Source organism: Pantoea sp. BL1 (assembly GCF_000963985.1).
Classification (GTDB): domain Bacteria; phylum Pseudomonadota; class Gammaproteobacteria; order Enterobacterales; family Enterobacteriaceae; genus Pantoea; species Pantoea rwandensis_B.
The window spans coordinates 1-2,623 of the sequence record NZ_JZRH01000092.1 but is presented as its reverse complement, the minus strand read 5'-3'; the positions used below and the strand labels follow the sequence as shown (position 1 = coordinate 2,623).

5 protein-coding genes are annotated in these 2,623 nt (G+C 56.1%); all 5 read right to left on the bottom strand.

All coding sequences use genetic code 11. The features are described 5' to 3' along the window. Positions 1-264, bottom strand: a 264-nt coding sequence (locus VH86_RS25830; RefSeq protein ID WP_156150619.1) for a hypothetical protein, incomplete at its 3' end; no start/stop codon positions are given. Positions 265-362: 98 nt separating this feature from the next. After that, entirely contained in the window at positions 363-677 is a 315-nt protein-coding gene (locus tag VH86_RS24450; protein WP_045834423.1) for a DNA-binding transcriptional regulator, read from the bottom strand. 112 nt (positions 678-789) lie between these two features. After that, positions 790-1,014: an addiction module toxin RelE gene (locus VH86_RS24445; RefSeq protein WP_231647404.1), complete on the bottom strand. Its 225-nt coding sequence runs from the start codon at positions 1,012-1,014 to the stop codon at positions 790-792. 29 nt (positions 1,015-1,043) lie between these two features. After that, complete coding sequence (locus VH86_RS24440) at positions 1,044-1,334, bottom strand: hypothetical protein (RefSeq protein ID WP_045834422.1); 291 nt, start codon at positions 1,332-1,334, stop codon at positions 1,044-1,046. Further along, the gene (locus tag VH86_RS24435; RefSeq protein ID WP_052696652.1) at positions 1,331-2,392 is read right to left on the bottom strand and encodes a DUF4942 domain-containing protein; all 1,062 of its coding nucleotides are present in this window, start codon (positions 2,390-2,392) and stop codon (positions 1,331-1,333) included. The genes VH86_RS24440 and VH86_RS24435 overlap by 4 nt, the downstream gene beginning before the upstream one ends. Positions 2,393-2,623: the final 231 nt, after the last annotated feature.

The window sequence follows — 2,623 nt, the reverse complement described above, 5'->3', positions numbered from 1 at the left end:
AGGGGCCATGTTGTTGCTGTGGCTGTGGCTGTTAAAAGGTATTTTTATGCGGCGGGAAGTCAGAGCTGACTGGAGAAAGAATAAAGCTGAACCGGGCCGATGGATTATGGACATACGCATCCGGGCGGAGAGGACCGGTGCGGCAGCACCGGTTTTCCCGGCCCGCAGGGCGGCGGTGTTGCCGTTCAGGGCTGACAGAAAGCACAAAGCAAAACCGCGCCAGGCGGCGCGGTGCAGGATAACTTTCGCAAAAATTAATTGCATGGCCGGTCCTGTGTGGAAGCGGCCTGCACGCCCGGATGCGGGCGAATGAGCATTATTATCTGGCATCTACTCAAGGTGACAATGCTGCTGTTAGCTCCTTAAAGCTGCGCCAGCGTCTGCAGGGTTTCCGGGTTCTGCTGCACCATGCGGATCAGCAGGACGGCCTGAGCGTTAGGCTTAGCTCTGCCCTGTTCCCAGTTCTGATAGGTGGTCTCGCCTGTGTGCAGGTAGTGCGCGAAAACGGCCTGTGACAGGTTAAGTTTTTCGCGCACGTCGCGCAGCTCCTGCGGCGCGATGGTGACGGGCTCGCGCTTGCTGACCTTGTACGTCTTGAGCGTAATTTTTCCGTCCTGATGATCTTTCAGCTCCTGCATACCCGTCATCAGCTCACTGAAAATGTCGCGTTCAGTCATGTCTCAGCCCCTTTTTAATTACGTTCAGCGCCGATGCCAGGGCGTCGCGCTGCTGTTTGGTCAGATCGTCACGCTGATCTTTATCGTAGATGGTAAACAGGATGAACTGGCCTTATTCGTTGGTCCAGTAATAGATAACCCTGATCCCGCCACGGGTGCCCTTGTTTCTTCGCTCGTCCCGGAACCGGACTTTACGTAGCCCGCCCGTGTCCGGGATCAGATCACCTTTTTCCGGGTCGGCCAGTAGCATGCTCTGAAACAGCCTGAACTGGTCATCATTCAGATAGTCAGCCCGGTATTTCTCAAAGGTAGAAAGCTCAATAAATAACGCGTGCATGGTTAGTCCCTGTCCCCAACTAGAGGATATTATATCCCCATATTGGGGATAGTACAATATTCATTAATCACCCGTTCCCTATAAGACTGCGTCGGCAACTTGTTTGGCACCAGCCAGCGGTTCATGCCCTTCTGCGCGCTGTCCATGTGCAGCGATCGCAGGTGAATTTCTCCTGCCACTTTGCAGGCAACGTCTCCTGCATACGGCTGCAGGGTTTCCAGACCGTTCAGCGACGGAAAGCACCGCGCCCACGCGGCGAACATGTTCTTCATATCGTTTTCCGGCAGAAGGGTTACCAGAGAGAGTGATTTCGGGATCATGCGGCGTGCCCTCCCATCCGAAGCGCGGCGACCAGCTCACCGGCACCGGTGAAGCCCGCCCGCGTGTACTCTGCGATTTTTTTAAGCGTGGTGCGAAGCGTCTCAAGTTCAAAGCGATAGCCAGCGCTCAGCACGGAAAACGGCAGGAGGTTTGTGTGCAGCTCAAAGGTTTTCGCCTTCGCGCGCGGCTTCTGGCGGTGCTCCGCCGGAATGGCGGCCGGGTGCAGGAATGCTAGAATGTCATTCAGGCGCCAGGCCATGTCCGGGTGAATCTCAAGATGAATGGTGCCTTTCTGGAAGGCTTTGACGCGCAGCGCGCCCCCATCGATAGCAACCCAGTCCCCAGAACGATCGCGCGCAATTTTCAGAATTTTGTTGGTCGTGTTCAGGCCGGTCGCGTCGCGCCCCATAAACTTCGCGATCACCTTGCGCAGGTCGTCCACGTAGCCGGTGCGGTCGTAGTTGCACGTGCCCCACTGATTGAACATGCATTCAATAATCATGCGCTTGCTGAAGCCTTCCGGGCGGTTGGTCACGTGGCTGCGCGACAGGCTGCGAAAAATGCCGTCAACGCGCTCGGAGAAAAATTTCTGTCGTGAGAAAAGCAGCTCGGTGAGCGTTGCACGCACGGCGTTTTCTTCAAAATCAGGCGCTTTCATCTCATAGATCTGATTATTCCAGTCATTTCGGCGATCGTTGGGCATGTACTCGTAAACGTCAGTCAGGCTCAGCGCCTGCTGCCAGAAATCGGCATTAAGGGACGCCAGCGCGCCGGGCAGGTCAAACAGCTTCGACACGGGCGGCACATGGTAGCCCCGGCTGCCGTGTAGGTTGCCTCTCAGGAAGTGCCCCACGGCCTCATGATTTTCACCGCCGCGGATAGAGACGGACAGTTCATTCAGCTTCGTGCGCAGGAAGTTATAACGACCCAGCAGGCTATCAATCAGTTCGGTTTCAACGGGCGCAAAAAAGGTGTCCGAAATGACTTCCCCGACAGCGTTGATAGGGGCGTGGTCGGCGGTTGCATCAGGGGTGACATTTACGAGTGTGTTTGGCATGGCATAGCTCCTTAAATCCGGATGAGTGGGTGCAGCACGCGCTGCGGACCCGAAAAAGACCTTCTCTGACGCGGGTTTCTTCTTTCCGGTCTGGCCTTTCGCGGCAAAGGGCAAAGGAGCAACGACGAAGTGAGGGCATAAAGGGGCGACGACAAAAAGTTTTTGCGGCCCCTGGCGAAAAGTTTTTGGCGGCGTGCACTTCACCCCTTTCTGCCTGAACCGGCGGTGCTA

Coding starts and splice junctions, on each gene's coding strand:
- VH86_RS24450 (WP_045834423.1), bottom strand. CDS start 677: ATGACTGAACGCGACATTTTCAGTGAGCTGATGACGGGTATGCAGGAG.
- VH86_RS24435 (WP_052696652.1), bottom strand. CDS start 2,392: ATGCCAAACACACTCGTAAATGTCACCCCTGATGCAACCGCCGACCAC.
- VH86_RS24440 (WP_045834422.1), bottom strand. CDS start 1,334: ATGATCCCGAAATCACTCTCTCTGGTAACCCTTCTGCCGGAAAACGAT.
- VH86_RS24445 (WP_231647404.1), bottom strand. CDS start 1,014: ATGCACGCGTTATTTATTGAGCTTTCTACCTTTGAGAAATACCGGGCT.